The following is a 15297-nucleotide window of genomic DNA, read 5'->3' on the forward strand; positions in this document are numbered from 1 at the left end:
CGATCAGAGCGAGTAGGGCAGGTAGCACAGGGCGGCGAGGACGATGGCGCCCCAGCCCAGGAGGGCGGGGCTGCGGTACCAGGCGCTGTCGCCCTCCTCCGGGACCTCGTCCGCGTCGGGGGACTCGGTTCCGTACACCAGACCGGCCAGTTCGGCCTCCGGCCTGGGCGCGGTGAAGAGCGTGACGGCGACCATGACGACCGCGCCGGCGACGAATCCGACGATCGCGGAGACGAAGTTGGCGCCCTGGTCGGTCGGGATGTCGATGATGCCCTGCTTGTAGACGACGAAGTAGTTGACCATCGCGGCCGTCGTGCCCGCGACGAGGCCCCAGACACCGGACTTCATCGAGGCGCGCTTCCAGAACATCCCGATGATGAAGACCACGAACATCGGGACGTTGAAGAACGAGAACAGCGTCTGCAGGTACGTCATGATGTTGGAGAAGCTGGCGGCGATGAACGCCGTGCCGATGGAGGCCAGCACACCCACCGCGGTGATCAACCGGCCGAAGCGCAGGTAGTACGCGTCGGGCTTGTCCTTGACCACGTACCGCGCCCAGATGTCCGTCGTGAACACCGTGTTGAACGAGGACACGTTGGCGGCCATGCCGGCCATGAACGCGGCCAGCAGACCGGTCACCGCGATGCCGAGCACACCGTTGGGCAGGAGTTCCTGCATCAGCAGCGGGATGGCGTCGTTGTACGTGAGGTCCGAACCGGGCGTGCCGATCTCCGGGAAGACGGCGGCGGCGACCAGGCCCGGGATCATCACGGCGAAGACGATGAAGATCTTCGGGTACGCGGCGATGAGCGGGGTGCGCTTGGCCGCCGAGAGGTTCTTGGCCGACAGGGCGCGCTGCACCTCGGCGAAGTTGGTGGTCCAGTAGCCGAAGGAGAGCACGAAGCCGAGGCCGAGGATGATCGTCAGCCAGTTGGCGCCGAGCGGGTTGGCGTCACCGATGCCCGTGCCGCCCCAGGCGGAGAGGAAGTCCTCGCCGTGGCTCTTCTCCAGCGACCCGGTCAGCCCGTCCCAGCCGCCGACGCGCTTGAGGCCGAGCACGGTGAGCGGGATCAGTGCGGCGAGGATGACGAAGAACTGCAGCACCTCGTTGTAGATCGCCGAGGAGAGACCGCCGATGGTGATGTAGATGAGGACGAAGAGCCCCGCGACGACGATCGCGACCCACTGGGGCCAGCCGAGCAGCGCCTCCACGACGATCGACAGGGCGTAGAGGTTCACGCCCGCGATCAGGATCGCCGCGAAGGCGAAGAGTATGGAACTCAGCAGGTGCGCCGACCTGTCGAAGCGCTGGAGCAGGTACTCGGGTACGGAGCGGACCTTCGACCGGTAGTAGAAGGGCATCATCACCAGGCCGAGGAAGACCATGGCCGGGATGGCGCCGATCCAGTACCAGTGGACGACCGCGACGCCGTACTGCGCGCCGGTCGCCGCCATGCCGAGGATCTCGGTGGCCCCGAGATTCGCCGCGACGAAGGCCAGACCGGTCACCCAGGCGGGCAGTGACCGTCCGGAGAGGAAGAAGTCGAGGCTCGTCTTCACACTGGCCCGGGCGGCGAAGCCGATGCCGAGCACCACGACGAAGTAGATCGCCAGGATTGTGTAATCGAGCCCGTTCGTGGGGAGCCGGAGCCCTTCGGCCAGATATTGCATGGGGGGTACTCGCTTCGTTGCCGAACTGAACCCGTCGGAACCTACGCCTTTGTGTTCAGAAACTGAACAGTTTGAGTGGCGTTCTTTGTTTGATCGTGATCGGACGGGGTGGAATGTCCTGATCTGACGGCGTCGGCGCATAGCCCCGTCACAAACTCTGGCGGCATTGACTCGCCTGTTGGCTTGTGATTTGTTATGTGCGATTCTGTTGGAGGGCGGTTACCTTGAGGAGCCTGGTGAAGAAGACGGTTACGACCCTCGCCGACGGCCGTGAGCTGATCTACTACGACTCCGCGGACGACACCGTCCGCGACGCCGTGGACCTGCGGCCGCTGGACGCCGTCTCGACATCCTCGGAGATCCGTCGCGACGCACTGCTCGGCGACTCGGTGGCCATCGCCTCGCACCGGCAGGGGCGCACGTACCACCCGCCGGCCGACGAGTGCCCGCTCTGCCCCTCGCGGGACGGCCGGCTGAGCGAGATCCCCGACGACCACTACGACGTCGCCGTCTTCGAGAACCGCTTCCCCTCGCTCGCCGGGGACTCCGGCCGCTGCGAGGTCGTCTGCTTCACCTCCGACCACGACGTGTCCTTCGCCGGACTCACCGAGGAGCAGGCCGCCCTGGTCCTGGAGGCATGGACCGACCGCACCGCCGAGCTGGCCGAACACCCGCAGGTCACCCAGGTGTTCTGCTTCGAGAACCGGGGCGCCGAGATCGGCGTGACGCTCGGCCACCCGCACGGGCAGATCTACGGCTACCCCTTCGTCACCCCGCGCACCGAGCTGATGATGCGCTCGACGCAGACCCACCGTGAGGAGACCGGCCGCAACCTCTTCGACGACGTCGTCGCCCGCGAGCTGGCCGACGGAACCCGTGTCGTCCTGGAGGGTGAGCACTGGGTCGCCTTCGTGCCGTACGCGGCGCACTGGCCCTACGAGGTCCACCTGCACCCGCGCCGCCGCGTCCCCGACCTGCGGGAGCTCGACGACGCCGCCCGCACAGAGTTCCCACAGATCTATCTGGAACTCTTGAGGCGATTCGACCGGATCTTCGGCCCCGGCGAGCCGCCGACCCCGTACATCTCCGCCTGGCACCAGGCACCGTTCGGGATCGCCGGGCGGGAGGAGTTCGGTCTGCACCTGGAGCTTTTCACCATCCGACGCACGTCCGGCAAGCTGAAGTTCCTCGCGGGCTCCGAGTCCGGCATGAGTGTGTTCATCAACGATGTGCCGCCGGAGGCCGCGGCCCAGCGACTGCGAGAGGTAGCGAGCGAGTGAGCAACCCCGGTAAGAAGTACCTGGTGACGGGCGGCGCGGGATACGTCGGCAGCGTCGTCGCCGCGCATCTGCTGGAGGCAGGTCACACCGTGACCGTCCTCGACGACCTGTCGACCGGCTTCCGCGAGGGGGTGCCCGAGGGCGCCGAGTTCATCGAAGGCCGCATCCAGGACGCCGCCAAATGGCTGGACCCCTCCTACGACGGGGTGCTGCACTTCGCCGCGTACTCCCAGGTCGGCGAGTCCGTCGTCAACCCCGAGAAGTACTGGGTGAACAACGTCGGCGGAACCACCGCCCTGCTCGCCGCGATGCGCGACGCCGGGGTGCGGACCCTGGTCTTCTCCTCCACCGCGGCGACCTACGGCGAGCCCGTCTCCAGCCCCATCACGGAGTCCGACCCGACGGCGCCCACCAGTCCGTACGGCGCCTCCAAGCTCGCGGTCGACCACATGATCACCGGTGAGGCGGCCGCACACGGCCTGGCCGCCGTCTCCCTGCGCTACTTCAACGTCGCCGGGGCCTACGGCGGCATCGGCGAGCGCCACAGCCCCGAGTCGCACCTGATCCCGCTGGTCCTCCAGGTCGCGCTCGGCCGGCGCGAGTCGATCTCCGTGTACGGGGACGACTACCCGACCCCGGACGGCACCTGCGTACGCGACTACATCCACGTCGCCGACCTCGCCGACGCCCACCTGCTCGCGCTGGACGCGGCCACCGCGGGCGAGCACCTGATCTGCAACCTCGGCAACGGAAACGGCTTCTCCGTACGGGAGGTCATCGAGACCGTCCGGCAGGTCACCGGCCACCCCGTCCCCGAGACCCCGGCCCCCCGGCGCGGCGGCGACCCTGCCGTCCTCGTCGCCTCCGCCACCACCGCCAGGGAGCGGCTCGGCTGGCAGCCGTCCCGCGCCGACCTGGCCGGAATCGTCGCCGACGCCTGGACGTTCGCCCGCCGAGAGGAGCCCACCACCCCATGAACGAGCCCCTGGACGACAGCGCTCTGGCCGCCTCCTTCACCGAGCTGTACGGAAGAGCCCCGGAGGGAATCTGGGCAGCGCCCGGACGAGTGAACCTGATCGGTGAGTACACCGACTTCAACGACGGCTTCGTCATGCCGCTCGCCCTTCCGCACGCCGCACGCGCCGCCGTGGCCCGCCGCACCGACGGCGAACTGCGCCTGCACTCCACCGACGTACCGGGCGGCGTCGTGTCGCTGCGGGTCGACGGACTGACCCCGCACTCGGGCCACGGCTGGGCGGCCTACCCGGCCGGCGTGGTCTGGGCCCTGCGCGAGGCCGGCCACGCCGTCACCGGTGCGGACATCCAGCTCACCTCCACCGTCCCCGTCGGCGCCGGACTCTCCTCGTCCGCCGCCCTCGAAGTGGTCACCGCGCTCGCGCTGAACGACCTCTTCGAACTGGGCCTCGGCGCCTCGGAGCTCGCGGTGCTCGGCCAGCGCGCCGAGAACGCCTTCGTCGGCGTGCCGTGCGGCGTCATGGACCAGATGGCCTCGGCCTGCTGCACCGAGGGACACGCGCTGTACCTCGACACCCGCGACCTCACCCAGCGCCAGGTCCCCTTCGACCTGGCCGCGCACGGGCTGCAGCTCCTGGTCGTCGACACCCGGGTCAAGCACGCCCTGGGCGACGGGGCGTACGCGGAGCGGCGGTCCGGCTGCGAGGCGGGGGCGCGCGCCCTCGGCATCGGCACGCTGCGCGACCTCCCGTACGAGGGCCTCGGCACCGCGCTGGCGACGCTGGAGGCGGCGGGCGAGGACGAGTCGGTCGTGCGCTACGTGCGCCACGTGGTGAGCGACAACCACCGTGTGGAGCAGGTCATCGCGCTGCTCGACGCGGGGGAGGTGCGCGCGGCGGGCCCGGTGCTCAACGAGGGGCACATCTCGCTCCGCGACGATCTGCGGGTCTCCTGCCCGGAGCTGGACCTGGTGGTCTCGGCGGCGAACGCGGCCGGGGCGCTCGGGGCCAGGATGACCGGGGGCGGCTTCGGCGGTTCGGCGATCGTGCTGGTGGAGGAGGCCGCGGCGGACACGGTCACCAAGTCCGTGCTGGAGGCCTTCACTTCGGCCGGTTACGCCACCCCAGGCGTCTTCCCCGCCGTTCCTTCGGCGGGCGCCCGGCGGGTCGGTCCAGCCGCTTGACCAGGATGAACTCGGTCACTCCCGGCGGGTAGTTCTCGACCTCGCCGACCACCTCGTACCCCTGCTTCCGGTAGAAGGCGGGGGCCTGGAAGTCCCAGGTCTCCAGCCGGGAGCGGGTACAGGCCCGGCCCTCGTGGGCGAGGCGTTCCGCCTCGGTGAGCAGCCGCGCCCCGAGGCCCCGGCCTCGGTGGCCGGCGTCCACCCAGAGCAGATCCACATGGAGCCAGTAGGCCCAGGTCCGTCCGGTCAGCCCGCCGGCGAGGGCTCCCTGTTCGTCCAGGAGCCATACCTCGAGAGGGAGTTCGTGCTCGGCGGAGGTGCCGGCCAGGGCCCGCAGGTGCGGTGATCCGTCCCAGTTGTCGTCGTGCAGCCGCCGGCCCAGCAGAATACGACGTTCCTTGTCTACTTCTGTCTCAAGACGGAACATGAAGCACACCCTAAACACCTTGGACAGTCAGTTCTGTGAATTGCCTTCCGCCGTCGACCGCCCGCCGTACGCTGATGCACAGCACCGGTGGGGGCCGGTGCTGATTCAGGGGACGAGACAGTCGGATACGACGCCCGGGGCGGGTGGCGGTCGGACACGGCGGCGGCCGTGGAACGACTGCTCACCTCAGTGTTCCGGGCGTCGTGTCCGCCGTGGTCGGTCCCCGTCGGGGAGGCCGCACAGGGGCACCCCAAGGAGCTGACGCAGCATGGGGGTGTCCGTGGCTCGTATCCGAGTTCTCGTGGTCGACGACCACCGCATCTTTGCCGAGTCCCTCGCGGCGGCCCTCGCCGCCGAACCGGACGTCGACGTGTCGGCGGCGGGCAGTGGCCCCGCCGCGCTGCGATGCCTGGAGCGCGCGGCCGCCGAAGGGCGCCGCTACGACGTGATGCTGATCGACGCCGAGCTGGGCATCCTGGCCACGGGTGGGGCCCGGGCCGTGCCCGTACCGGACAGCGGCCCGAACGGGACCGCTCTGGTGGACGGCATCTCGCTGGTGGCCGGGGTGCGTTCGGGCCAGCCGTCCGTCCGTACGGTGGTGCTCGCCGAGAAGGACGACCCGCGCAGGGCGGCGCTCGCGCTGCAGGCCGGCGCGTCGGGCTGGGTCGCCAAGGACTGCTCGCTGCAGCGCCTGCTGACGGTCATACGGGGCGTGCTGCGGGACGAGACCCATCTGCCCGCCGCGCTGCTGACAGGCGTCCTGCGGGAGTTGACCACGGCGCGCAAGCACCGCACCGAGAGCGAGCAGCTCGTGGAGTCGCTGACGCCGCGCGAGCGCGAGGTGCTGCGGTGCATGGTGGCGGGTCTGGGCCGTAAGGCGGTCGCGGAGCGGCTCTTCCTCTCCCCGCACACGGTGCGTACGCACATGCAGAACGTGCTGGGGAAGCTGGGCGTGCACTCGACGCTGGCTGCCGTGGCGCTGGCCAGGCGGGCCGGGGTGGGTCCGGCCGCGCTATCCGGGGACGTTGTCGAACGGGGCGGTCAACTGGCGTAGCAGGTTCGCCAGTTCACCCCGCTGTCCGCGGGACAGTTCGGCCAGGATGGCCCGCTCCTGGTCGAGCAGGCCGGCCAGTGACTGGTCGGCCTTGTCGCGGCCCTCCGCGGTCAGCCGTACGAGGACGCCGCGCCGGTCGCTGGGATCGGGCAGCCGCTCGACGAGGTTCTTCTTGGTCAGCCGGTCGATGCGGTTGGTCATCGTGCCGGAGGTGACCAGGGTCTGGGTGAGGAGCTGGCCGGGGGAGAGCTGGTAGGGGGCGCCCGCGCGGCGCAGCGACGTCAGGACGTCGAACTCCCAGGGCTCCAGGTGGTGCTCCGCGAAGGCGATCCTGCGTGCCCGGTCGAGGTGGCGGGCCAGGCGGGAGACGCGGCTCAGTACCTCGAGTGGTTCCACGTCGAGGTCGGGGCGCTCTCGGCGCCATGCAGCGACCAGTCGGTCGACCTCGTCCTCCATGTCGATCAGTGTAGATGGTCCCTCGACATGAAGTCTCTTGAATTCAAGTGTCTTGACATCAAGATAATTTTGGGCTGATCCTGGACCCCATGACCGCACCCACCTGGGATCCGCAGCAGTACCTGCGCCACGCGGACCACCGCACCCGCCCCTTCCACGACCTCCTGGCCCGCATCGGACCCCTGCCCCACGACGACGCCCCCCGGATCGCCGACCTGGGCTGCGGCGCCGGCAACGTCACCGCCCTGCTGGCCCGGCGCTGGCCGCCGGCCCGTATCACCGGCTACGACAGCTCCCCCGAGATGCTGGAGCGCGCCCAGGCCCACGCAGGACCCCGGCTGGACTTCGCCGAGGCCGACGCCGCGACCTGGACGCCCGGCGAGACGTACGACCTGATCGTCTCCAACGCCCTGCTCCAGTGGGTCCCCGGCCACGCCGACCGCTTCCCCCGCTGGCTGGACGCCCTCACCCCAGGCGGCACCCTCGCCTTCCAGGTCCCCGGCAACTTCGACGCACCCAGCCACGTCCTCATGCGCGAACTGGCCGCCTCCCCGCGCTGGCGCACCCGCCTCGACGGCCTGCTCCGCCACGGCGACGCAGTGCTCGAACCGGCCGCGTACCTGGAACGCCTGACCGCACCCGGACGCACGGTGGACGTCTGGGAGACCACGTACCTGCATCTCCTGGAAGGCGAGGACCCGGTCCTCGACTGGGTGAAAGGCACCGGCCTGCGCCCCGTCCTGACCGCCCTGGCCGAGGAACCCGAGGCCCGGGACGCCTTCGTCGCCGAATACCGCGACCTGCTGCGCACCGCCTACCCAGCAGGCCCGCACGGCACGGTCTTCCCGTTCCGCCGGATCTTCGCCGTGGCCCGCACCGCCGGTTGAGCGCCCCGGCCGGCTGTCACAGCGCGGCCAGGGCCTCCGCCGAGATGTCGATGTCGACGGAGAACGGCACGCCCGTCTTCAGCCGGTCGTGATGGATTCCGGTCAGCGCGTACGCCTTCGTCACCGGGTCCAGCTCGTAGACCCGCACCACAGGGTGCTGGTCGGTGCCGGTCATCTCCACCAGCCAGAAGTGCTCGATCCCGGCGGTCGCGTACTTGTGCGGCTTGGTCTCGCGGTCGCGCGCCTCGGAGTCGGGGGAGACCACCTCGACCGCGAGGACGACGTCGGCAGCCTGGAAACGGGTCAGTTCGGGCCCCGTGACGGCATCCGCCCGGACCACCGAGACATCCGGCTCGGGGCCGTTGCGCCGGTCGAGGACCACGGTCATCTCCCGGCGCACCTTCAGGCCCGGCGGCGCGCTGCGCCGAAGCCCGGTCACCAGAAGGTCGATCATCGTGGTGTGGAAGTCTCGCTGCGGACTCACAAAAACCAGGCTCCCGTCGAGCAATTCCGTGTGCGGCGGGAGATCGGGCAAGGTGAACAGATCGTCCACCGTGTATCCGTCCTGGGGCGGCACCGGCCAGCGGCTGCTGTGCCCGGTGATCGGCTCGGCGGTCATGATTCCTCCCATGGACGGGATTCTGGTCCTGCACGACCACAGTAAGGGCCGTTTCGCGCTCCCGTCATCACAACGGGTGATCACTCGACGGCGGGCCGATCAGCTCTTGCGGTGGCCGATCAGCCGCGGCTTCGACTCCAGGTTCTCCAGCCCGTGCCAGGCCAGATTCACCAGGTGGGCCGCGACCTCCGCCTTCTTCGGCTTGCGGACGTCCAGCCACCACTGGCCGGTCAGCGCCACCATGCCGACCAGCGCCTGCGCGTACAGCGGGGCCAGCTTCGGGTCGAAGCCCCGGGCCTTGAACTCCAGGCCCAGGATGTCCTCGACCTGCGTGGCGATATCACTGATCAGCGACGCGAACGTGCCCGTGGACTGCGCGACCGGGGAGTCGCGGACGAGGATCCGGAAGCCGTCCGTATACGTCTCGATGTAGTCGAGCAGCGCGAACGCCGCCTGCTCCAGCAGCTCACGCGGGTGACCCGCCGTGAGGGCGCCGGTGACCAGATCCAGCAGCTGGCGCATCTCGCGGTCCACCACGACGGCGTACAGGCCCTCCTTGCCGCCGAAGTGCTCGTAGACCACCGGCTTGGAGACCCCGGCACGCGCCGCGATCTCCTCGACGGAAGTGCCCTCGAAGCCCTTGTCGGCGAAAAGGGTGCGCCCGATGTCCAGAAGCTGTTCGCGGCGCTCCTTGCCGGTCATCCGGACCCGCCGGGTCCGGCGGGTGGGGGCAGGCCTGCTCTTCTCGCCGCTGGTGCTTCCGTCGGTCGCCACGTCGTCAATCATGCCGGGTCGGCGGCCACGGTCTTGCGCCGGGAGTCGATACGTGAAGCATCGGGCCACCGCACGTCGTACGCCCAGCCCAGCTTCTCGAACCAGCGGATCAGCCGGGCGCTCGAATCGATCTGGCCCCTCATCACCCCGTGCCGTGCGCTCGTCGGGTCCGCATGGTGCAGGTTGTGCCACGACTCGCCGCACGACAGCACCGCCAGCCACCACACGTTCCCGGACCTGTCACGGGACTTGAAGGGCCGCTTGCCCACCGCGTGGCAGATCGAGTTGATCGACCAGGTCACATGGTGCAGCAGCGCGACGCGGACCAGCGAACCCCAGAAGAACCCGGTGAACGCACCCCACCACGACATCGTGACCAGACCGCCGACCACCGGCGGGATCGCCAGCGAGATGATCGTGAAGGTGAGGAAGTGACGCGAGACGGCACGGATCGCAGGGTCCCTGACCAGGTCGGGGGCGTACTTCTGCTGCGGCGTCTGCTCCTCGTTGAACATCCAGCCGATGTGGGCCCACCACAGGCCCTTCATGAGAGCCGGAAGGGTCTCACCGAACCGCCACGGCGAGTGCGGGTCGCCCTCGGCGTCGGAGAAGCGGTGGTGCTTGCGGTGGTCGGCGACCCAGCGCACCACCGGACCCTCCACCGCCATCGAACCCGCGACGGCCAGGGCGATACGGAGCGGACGCTTCGCCTTGAACGATCCATGGGTGAAATAGCGGTGGAAGCCGATCGTGACGCCGTGGCAGCCGAGGTAGTACATCCCGATCAGCAGACCCAGATCGAGCCAGCTGACCCCGCGGCCCCAGGCCAGCGGCACGGCGGCGACCAGAGCCGCGAACGGCACCACGATGAACAGCAGCAGGGCGATCTGCTCGACCGAACGCTTCTTGTCGCCGCCGAGCGTCGCGGGCGGGAGTGCGGAACCTCCGGCCGCCGGCGGCAGGCCGTCGTTGATCACATCGGGGCTGGTGGGCATGGGGAGTCCCCTGTGAGGTGAGTAAATATGGCGGAATGACCGGGCTACGCATCCGTAACCTACGGCTACGTAAGTATGGCAGTGAAGAGGCCCGCAACACGAGAGCGGCACCGCCCCGTCCCTCGGAGCTGCCGGGTGGACAACCCCGGAGGGACGGGGCCCACACCCTTCGCATACCCCGGATCCGGATCGCCTCCCAGGGCAACGAGCACGCCCATCCCCCGGACACCTATCCTGGGTGGGTCGGACAGCGCGGTCCGCACTCTGCTTTCCCGGGGGTGACGTGAACACCGCGACAGCCCCGGACCCCCTGTGACAGAAGTGCTCAACCACTGCAAGGAGCCGCACACTGTGAGCAGTGCCGACCAGACCCCTGCCGCCAGCCCCGAACTCCGGGCCGACATCCGCCGCCTCGGTGACCTGCTGGGCGAGACCCTCGTACGCCAGGAGGGCCAGGACCTCCTCGACCTCGTCGAGCGCGTCCGCGCCCTCACCCGCACCGACGGCGAAGCGGCGGCCCAGCTCCTCGGCGACACGGACCTGGAGACCGCCGCGCAGCTCGTGCGCGCCTTCTCCACGTACTTCCACCTCGCCAACGTCACCGAGCAGGTCCACCGCGCCCACGAGATGCGCGACCGCCGGGCCGCCGAGGGCGGGCTCCTCGCCCGCACCGCCGACCGGCTCAAGGACGCGGACCCCGAACACCTGCGCGAGACCGTCAAGAACCTCAACGTACGACCGGTCTTCACCGCGCACCCCACGGAAGCCGCACGCCGCTCCGTACTCAACAAGCTCCGCCGCATCGCCGCACTCCTGGAGACCCCGGTCATCGAGGCCGACCGGCGCCGCCAGGACATCAGGCTCGCCGAGAACATCGACCTCATCTGGCAGACCGACGAACTGCGCGTCGTCCGCCCGGAACCCGCCGACGAGGCCCGCAACGCCATCTACTACCTCGACGAGCTCCACGCCAACGCCGTGGGCGACGTCCTGGAGGACCTGGCCGCCGAGCTGGAGCGCGTCGGCGTCGAACTGCCCGCAGGCACCCGCCCCCTCACCTTCGGCACCTGGATCGGCGGCGACCGCGACGGCAACCCCAACGTGACGCCCGCCGTCACCTGGGAGGTGCTGATCCTCCAGCACGAGCACGGCATCACCGACGCCCTCGAACTCGTCGACCAGCTGCGCGGACTCCTCTCCAACTCCATCCGCTACACCGGAGCCACCGACGAGCTCCTCACCTCCCTCCAGACCGACCTGGAGCGCCTGCCCGAGATCAGCCCCCGCTACAAGCGGCTGAACGCCGAGGAGCCCTACCGGCTCAAGGCCACCTGCATCCGGCAGAAGCTCGTCAACACCCGGGAGCGCCTCGCCTCCGGCACCCCGCACCGACCCGGCTGCGACTACCTCGGCACCGCCGAGCTCATCGCCGACCTGGCCCTCATCCAGACCTCGCTGCGCAAGCACAAGGGCGGCATCGTCGCCGACGGCCGCATGGACCGCACCATCCGCACGCTCTCCGCGTTCGGCCTGCAGCTCGCCACCATGGACGTACGCGAACACGCCGACGCCCACCACCACGCGCTCGGCCAGCTCTTCGACCGGCTCGGCGAGGAGTCCTGGCGCTACGCCGACATGCCCCGCGACTACCGGCAGAAGCTCCTCGCCAAGGAACTCCGCTCCCGCCGCCCGCTCGCCCCGACCCCGGCCCCGCTCGACGCCGCCGGCGAGAAGACCCTCGGCGTCTTCCACACCATCAAGGAAGCCTTCGAGCGCTTCGGCCCCGAAGTCATCGAGTCCTACATCATCTCGATGTGCCAGGGCGCCGACGACGTCTTCGCCGCCGCCGTCCTCGCCCGCGAGGCCGGACTCCTCGACCTGCACGGCGGCTGGGCCAAGATCGGCATCGTCCCGCTCCTGGAGACCACCGACGAACTGCGCGCCGCCGACGTCATCCTCGACGAGATGCTCGCCGACCCCTCCTACCGCCTCCTCGTCTCCCTCCGCGGCGACGTGCAGGAGGTCATGCTCGGCTACTCCGACTCCTCCAAGTTCGGCGGCATCACCACCTCCCAGTGGGAGATCCACCGCGCCCAGCGCCGCCTCCGCGACGTCGCCCACCGCTACGGCGTGCGCCTGCGCCTCTTCCACGGCCGCGGCGGCACCGTCGGCCGCGGCGGCGGCCCCTCGCACGACGCGATCCTCGCGCAGCCCTGGGGCACCCTGGAGGGCGAGATCAAGGTCACCGAACAGGGCGAGGTCATCTCCGACAAGTACCTCATCCCGGCACTCGCCCGGGAGAACCTCGAACTGACCGTCGCGGCCACCCTCCAGGCCTCCGCGCTGCACACCGCGCCCCGCCAGTCCGACGAGGCACTCGCCCGCTGGGACGCGGCCATGGACACCGTCTCGGACGCCGCCCACGCGGCCTACCGCAAGCTGGTCGAGGACCCCGACCTGCCGACGTACTTCCTCGCCTCCACCCCGGTGGACCAGCTCGCCGACCTGCACCTGGGCTCGCGGCCCTCCCGCCGCCCCGGCTCGGGCGTCTCGCTCGACGGCCTGCGCGCCATCCCGTGGGTCTTCGGCTGGACCCAGTCACGCCAGATCGTCCCCGGCTGGTTCGGCGTCGGCTCAGGCCTCAAGGCACTGCGCGAGGCCGGCCTCGGCACCGTGCTGGAAGAAATGCACGAACAGTGGCACTTCTTCCAGAACTTCATCTCCAACGTCGAGATGACCCTCGCCAAGACCGACCTGCGCATCGCCCAGCACTACGTCGACACCCTCGTGCCCGACGAGCTCAAGCACATCTTCGACGACATCCGGGCCGAGCACGATCTCACCGTCCAGGAAGTCCTCAAGGTCACCGGCAGCAAGGAACTGCTCGGCACCAGCCCGGCGCTCCAGCAGACCTTCTCCATCCGCGACGCCTACCTGGACCCGATCTCCTACCTCCAGGTATCGCTCCTCGCCCGCCAGCGCCAGGCGGCCGAGCGCGGCGAGGAAGCCGACCCGCTGCTCGCCCGGGCCCTGCTGCTCACCGTGAACGGTGTCGCCGCCGGCCTGCGCAACACCGGCTGAGTCCCCGGTGAGCGGGTGCGGCCCTGCCTAGAGGGCGATGAACGTCGCCACCAGCAGGGCCGCACCCGCGATCCCGGTGCCCCACGCGGTCCGGGTCAGCCGCATACCGCCGCCGATCACCAGGGCGGCCAGCACCAGCGCACCGCCCAGCGGCACCCACGCATGCAGAAAGCCCGGCGTTCCGGTACGCACGACGTCACCGGTGCCGGGCTTCACCACGACGGGGAAACGGTCCCCCTTCTTCACCGCGACAGACCTCTCGATCGTCACGCCAGGACGCTTCCCGGACTCCGCGTCCGGTGCGAACGACCCCGTACACACGTCCTCGCCACAGCCCGTGACCGACATCGTGCCGTGTTCACGGCCCTTGGCCAGGACGATGTGGTGCGCGGTGTTCCACGACGTCCACGCGCCCGCGACGAGCACCAGCAGGACAAGGCAGCCCGCGGCGAACATGCGGCCGTGGGCCAGCAGCCGGTGGGAGGAACTCCGCTTCATGGGGGCCGATCCTTGGGCAGAGCGATGCCCTCGGTCAACCTGTGGCCGAAAATGCCCCTGGAACCAGGGGGAATGTCAGGAGTTGTACGTGGACTGCGCCCGCTCCAGCCCGTCCGCCAGCAACGACTCCACCGAGTCCGCAGCCCGGTCCACGAGATAGCCCATCTCCTTGCGCTCCGTGGACGAGAAATCCTTCAGCACGAAGTCGGCGACCTGCATCCGCCCCGGCGGCCGCCCGATCCCGAACCGCACCCGGTGATACTCCGCACCCATCGACTTCGTCATCGACTTCAGCCCGTTGTGCCCGTTGTCACCGCCGCCCAGCTTCAGCCGCAGCATCCCGAAATCGATGTCCAGCTCGTCATGAATCGCCACGACATGGTCCGTGGGCACCTTGTAGAAGTCACGCAGCGCCGTCACAGGACCCCCCGAGAGGTTCATGTACGACATCGGCTTCGCCAGGACCACACGACGGCTCGCAGGACCGGGCGGGCCGATCCGGCCCTCCAGAACCTGCGCCTGGGCCTTCTGCGCACGCTTGAACTTCCCGCCGACGCGCTCGGCCAGCAGGTCGGCGACCATGAACCCGACATTGTGCCGGTTCGCCGCGTACTCGGGGCCGGGGTTGCCGAGGCCCACGATCAGCCAGGGGTCGGTGGCGTCGGACATCGCGCTGGGTCTCCTCGCGTACGGACGAGTGGGATACAGGGAAACGGGGCGGCGGATCCCCGGAAGGGAACCGCCACCCCGTCAGTCAAGCAGGTGCGGTGAGGCTCAGGCCTCGGTGGTCGCCTCGGTGGCGGCGGTCTCCGCAGCCGGCTCCTCGGCCTGCGCGGCGACGATCTGGAGCACGACGGCGTCCTCGTCACCGGCCAGCACGGAGCCCTTGGGCAGCGGGATGTCCTTGGCGAGGATCGAGTCACCGGCGTCGAGGCCCGCGATGGAGACCGTGACCGACTCGGGGATGTGCGTGGCCTCGGCCTCGACGAGCAGGGTGTTCTGCACGTACTCGAGAAGGTTGCCGCCCGGGGCCAGCTCGCCCTCGACGTGCACCGCGATCTCGACCTCGACCTTCTCGCCGCGCTTCACGGTGAGGAGGTCGACGTGCTCGATGTTGCCCTTGATGGCGTTGCGCTGGACAGCCTTCGGGATGACCAGGGCGTTCTTGCCGTCGATCTCGAGACCGATCAGGACGTTCGCGGTGCGGAGCGCGAGCTGCAGCTCGTGGCCCGGCAGCGTGATGTGGACCGGGTCCGCACCGTGGCCGTAGACGACCGCGGGGACCAGGTTGGCACGACGGGTACGGCGGGCAGCGCCCTTGCCGAACTCGGTACGGGCCTCGGCGGCGAGCTTGATCTCGGCCATGATGCACTCCTCGTAAGGTGACGAAAAAG

14 protein-coding genes and 1 pseudogene are annotated in these 15297 nt (G+C 69.7%); 6 read left to right on the forward strand and 9 right to left on the reverse strand.

What is annotated here, in order from left to right; translation table 11 throughout:
• Positions 1-3: 3 nt before the first annotated feature.
• A complete protein-coding gene (locus OG257_RS22750; RefSeq protein WP_329210190.1) occupies positions 4-1674 on the reverse strand; it encodes a sodium:solute symporter family protein in 1671 nt (556 codons plus the stop codon).
• Between the two features lie 236 nt (positions 1675-1910).
• Between OG257_RS22750 and galT the strand changes: the two genes are divergently transcribed.
• Genes galT through galK form a run of 3 tightly spaced genes read left to right on the forward strand, consistent with a single transcriptional unit; the run spans position 1911 to position 5112 of the window.
• Positions 1911-2954 (forward strand): galactose-1-phosphate uridylyltransferase, encoded by a 1044-nt coding sequence (gene galT, locus OG257_RS22755; RefSeq protein WP_329210192.1) that lies wholly within the window; start codon positions 1911-1913, stop codon positions 2952-2954.
• A complete protein-coding gene (gene galE / locus OG257_RS22760) occupies positions 2951-3931 on the forward strand; it encodes a UDP-glucose 4-epimerase GalE (RefSeq protein WP_329210194.1) in 981 nt (326 codons plus the stop codon). Before galT ends, galE begins: the two co-directional genes overlap by 4 nt.
• On the forward strand, positions 3928-5112 hold the full coding sequence (gene galK / locus OG257_RS22765; RefSeq protein ID WP_329210196.1) for a galactokinase: 1185 nt from the start codon (positions 3928-3930) through the stop codon (positions 5110-5112). The genes galE and galK overlap by 4 nt, the downstream gene beginning before the upstream one ends.
• On the opposite strand, the pseudogene OG257_RS22770 reads toward galK, so the two are convergent.
• A pseudogene (locus OG257_RS22770) lies at positions 5102-5539 on the reverse strand (GNAT family N-acetyltransferase); the annotation flags it as partial. The gene galK and the pseudogene OG257_RS22770 overlap by 11 nt on opposite strands.
• Positions 5540-5819: 280 nt before the next feature.
• On the opposite strand from OG257_RS22770, the gene OG257_RS22775 reads away from it, so the two are divergent.
• Positions 5820-6593, forward strand: coding sequence for a response regulator transcription factor (locus OG257_RS22775; protein ID WP_329215285.1), 774 nt, complete (start codon positions 5820-5822; stop codon positions 6591-6593).
• On the opposite strand, the gene OG257_RS22780 is transcribed toward OG257_RS22775, so the two are convergent.
• A complete protein-coding gene (locus OG257_RS22780; protein ID WP_329210198.1) occupies positions 6552-7049 on the reverse strand; it encodes a MarR family winged helix-turn-helix transcriptional regulator in 498 nt (165 codons plus the stop codon). The genes OG257_RS22775 and OG257_RS22780 overlap by 42 nt on opposite strands.
• 89 nt (positions 7050-7138) lie before the next feature.
• Here OG257_RS22780 and OG257_RS22785 point away from each other — a divergent pair, with 89 nt between their 5' ends.
• Entirely contained in the window at positions 7139-7936 is a 798-nt protein-coding gene (locus OG257_RS22785; protein WP_329210200.1) for a trans-aconitate 2-methyltransferase, read from the forward strand.
• A gap of 16 nt (positions 7937-7952) precedes the next feature.
• On the opposite strand, the gene OG257_RS22790 is transcribed toward OG257_RS22785, so the two are convergent.
• From OG257_RS22790 to OG257_RS22800, 3 genes are all read right to left on the reverse strand, one after another.
• The gene (locus tag OG257_RS22790; RefSeq protein ID WP_329215287.1) at positions 7953-8555 is read right to left on the reverse strand and encodes a Uma2 family endonuclease; all 603 of its coding nucleotides are present in this window, start codon (positions 8553-8555) and stop codon (positions 7953-7955) included.
• Between the two features lie 99 nt (positions 8556-8654).
• Complete coding sequence (locus OG257_RS22795; protein WP_329210201.1) at positions 8655-9341, reverse strand: TetR/AcrR family transcriptional regulator; 687 nt, start codon at positions 9339-9341, stop codon at positions 8655-8657.
• Positions 9338-10324 carry an acyl-CoA desaturase gene (locus tag OG257_RS22800; RefSeq protein ID WP_329210203.1) on the reverse strand — a complete coding sequence of 329 codons (987 nt, stop codon included), beginning with the start codon at positions 10322-10324 and terminating at the stop codon, positions 9338-9340. The genes OG257_RS22795 and OG257_RS22800 overlap by 4 nt, the downstream gene beginning before the upstream one ends.
• A 351-nt stretch (positions 10325-10675) precedes the next feature.
• On the opposite strand from OG257_RS22800, the gene ppc reads away from it, so the two are divergent.
• A complete protein-coding gene (ppc, locus tag OG257_RS22805) occupies positions 10676-13405 on the forward strand; it encodes a phosphoenolpyruvate carboxylase (protein ID WP_329210204.1) in 2730 nt (909 codons plus the stop codon).
• 27 nt (positions 13406-13432) lie between these two features.
• Here the strand turns inward: ppc and OG257_RS22810 are convergent, their stop codons facing one another.
• The 3 genes from OG257_RS22810 to OG257_RS22820 all read right to left on the reverse strand — a co-directional run bounded on the left by OG257_RS22810 (position 13433) and on the right by OG257_RS22820 (position 15268).
• The gene (locus OG257_RS22810) at positions 13433-13903 is read right to left on the reverse strand and encodes a hypothetical protein (RefSeq protein WP_329210205.1); all 471 of its coding nucleotides are present in this window, start codon (positions 13901-13903) and stop codon (positions 13433-13435) included.
• A gap of 75 nt (positions 13904-13978) precedes the next feature.
• The gene (gene pth, locus OG257_RS22815) at positions 13979-14572 is read right to left on the reverse strand and encodes an aminoacyl-tRNA hydrolase (protein ID WP_329210207.1); all 594 of its coding nucleotides are present in this window, start codon (positions 14570-14572) and stop codon (positions 13979-13981) included.
• A gap of 105 nt (positions 14573-14677) precedes the next feature.
• Positions 14678-15268 (reverse strand): 50S ribosomal protein L25/general stress protein Ctc, encoded by a 591-nt coding sequence (locus tag OG257_RS22820; RefSeq protein WP_329210209.1) that lies wholly within the window; start codon positions 15266-15268, stop codon positions 14678-14680.
• Positions 15269-15297: the final 29 nt, after the last annotated feature.

The sequence above is a fragment of the Streptomyces sp. NBC_00683 genome (assembly GCF_036226745.1).
Classification (GTDB): domain Bacteria; phylum Actinomycetota; class Actinomycetes; order Streptomycetales; family Streptomycetaceae; genus Streptomyces.

Bases quoted from the DNA above. Each gene is read 5' to 3' on its own strand.
- OG257_RS22790 (WP_329215287.1), bottom strand. From the start codon at position 8,555: ATGACCGCCGAGCCGATCACCGGGCACAGCAGCCGCTGGCCGGTGCCG.
- OG257_RS22780 (WP_329210198.1), bottom strand. From the start codon at position 7,049: ATGGAGGACGAGGTCGACCGACTGGTCGCTGCATGGCGCCGAGAGCGC.
- OG257_RS22750 (WP_329210190.1), bottom strand. From the start codon at position 1,674: ATGCAATATCTGGCCGAAGGGCTCCGGCTCCCCACGAACGGGCTCGAT.
- OG257_RS22810 (WP_329210205.1), bottom strand. From the start codon at position 13,903: ATGAAGCGGAGTTCCTCCCACCGGCTGCTGGCCCACGGCCGCATGTTC.
- OG257_RS22795 (WP_329210201.1), bottom strand. From the start codon at position 9,341: ATGATTGACGACGTGGCGACCGACGGAAGCACCAGCGGCGAGAAGAGC.
- galK (WP_329210196.1), top strand. From the start codon at position 3,928: ATGAACGAGCCCCTGGACGACAGCGCTCTGGCCGCCTCCTTCACCGAG.
- OG257_RS22785 (WP_329210200.1), top strand. From the start codon at position 7,139: ATGACCGCACCCACCTGGGATCCGCAGCAGTACCTGCGCCACGCGGAC.
- pth (WP_329210207.1), bottom strand. From the start codon at position 14,572: ATGTCCGACGCCACCGACCCCTGGCTGATCGTGGGCCTCGGCAACCCC.
- OG257_RS22800 (WP_329210203.1), bottom strand. From the start codon at position 10,324: ATGCCCACCAGCCCCGATGTGATCAACGACGGCCTGCCGCCGGCGGCC.
- OG257_RS22820 (WP_329210209.1), bottom strand. From the start codon at position 15,268: ATGGCCGAGATCAAGCTCGCCGCCGAGGCCCGTACCGAGTTCGGCAAG.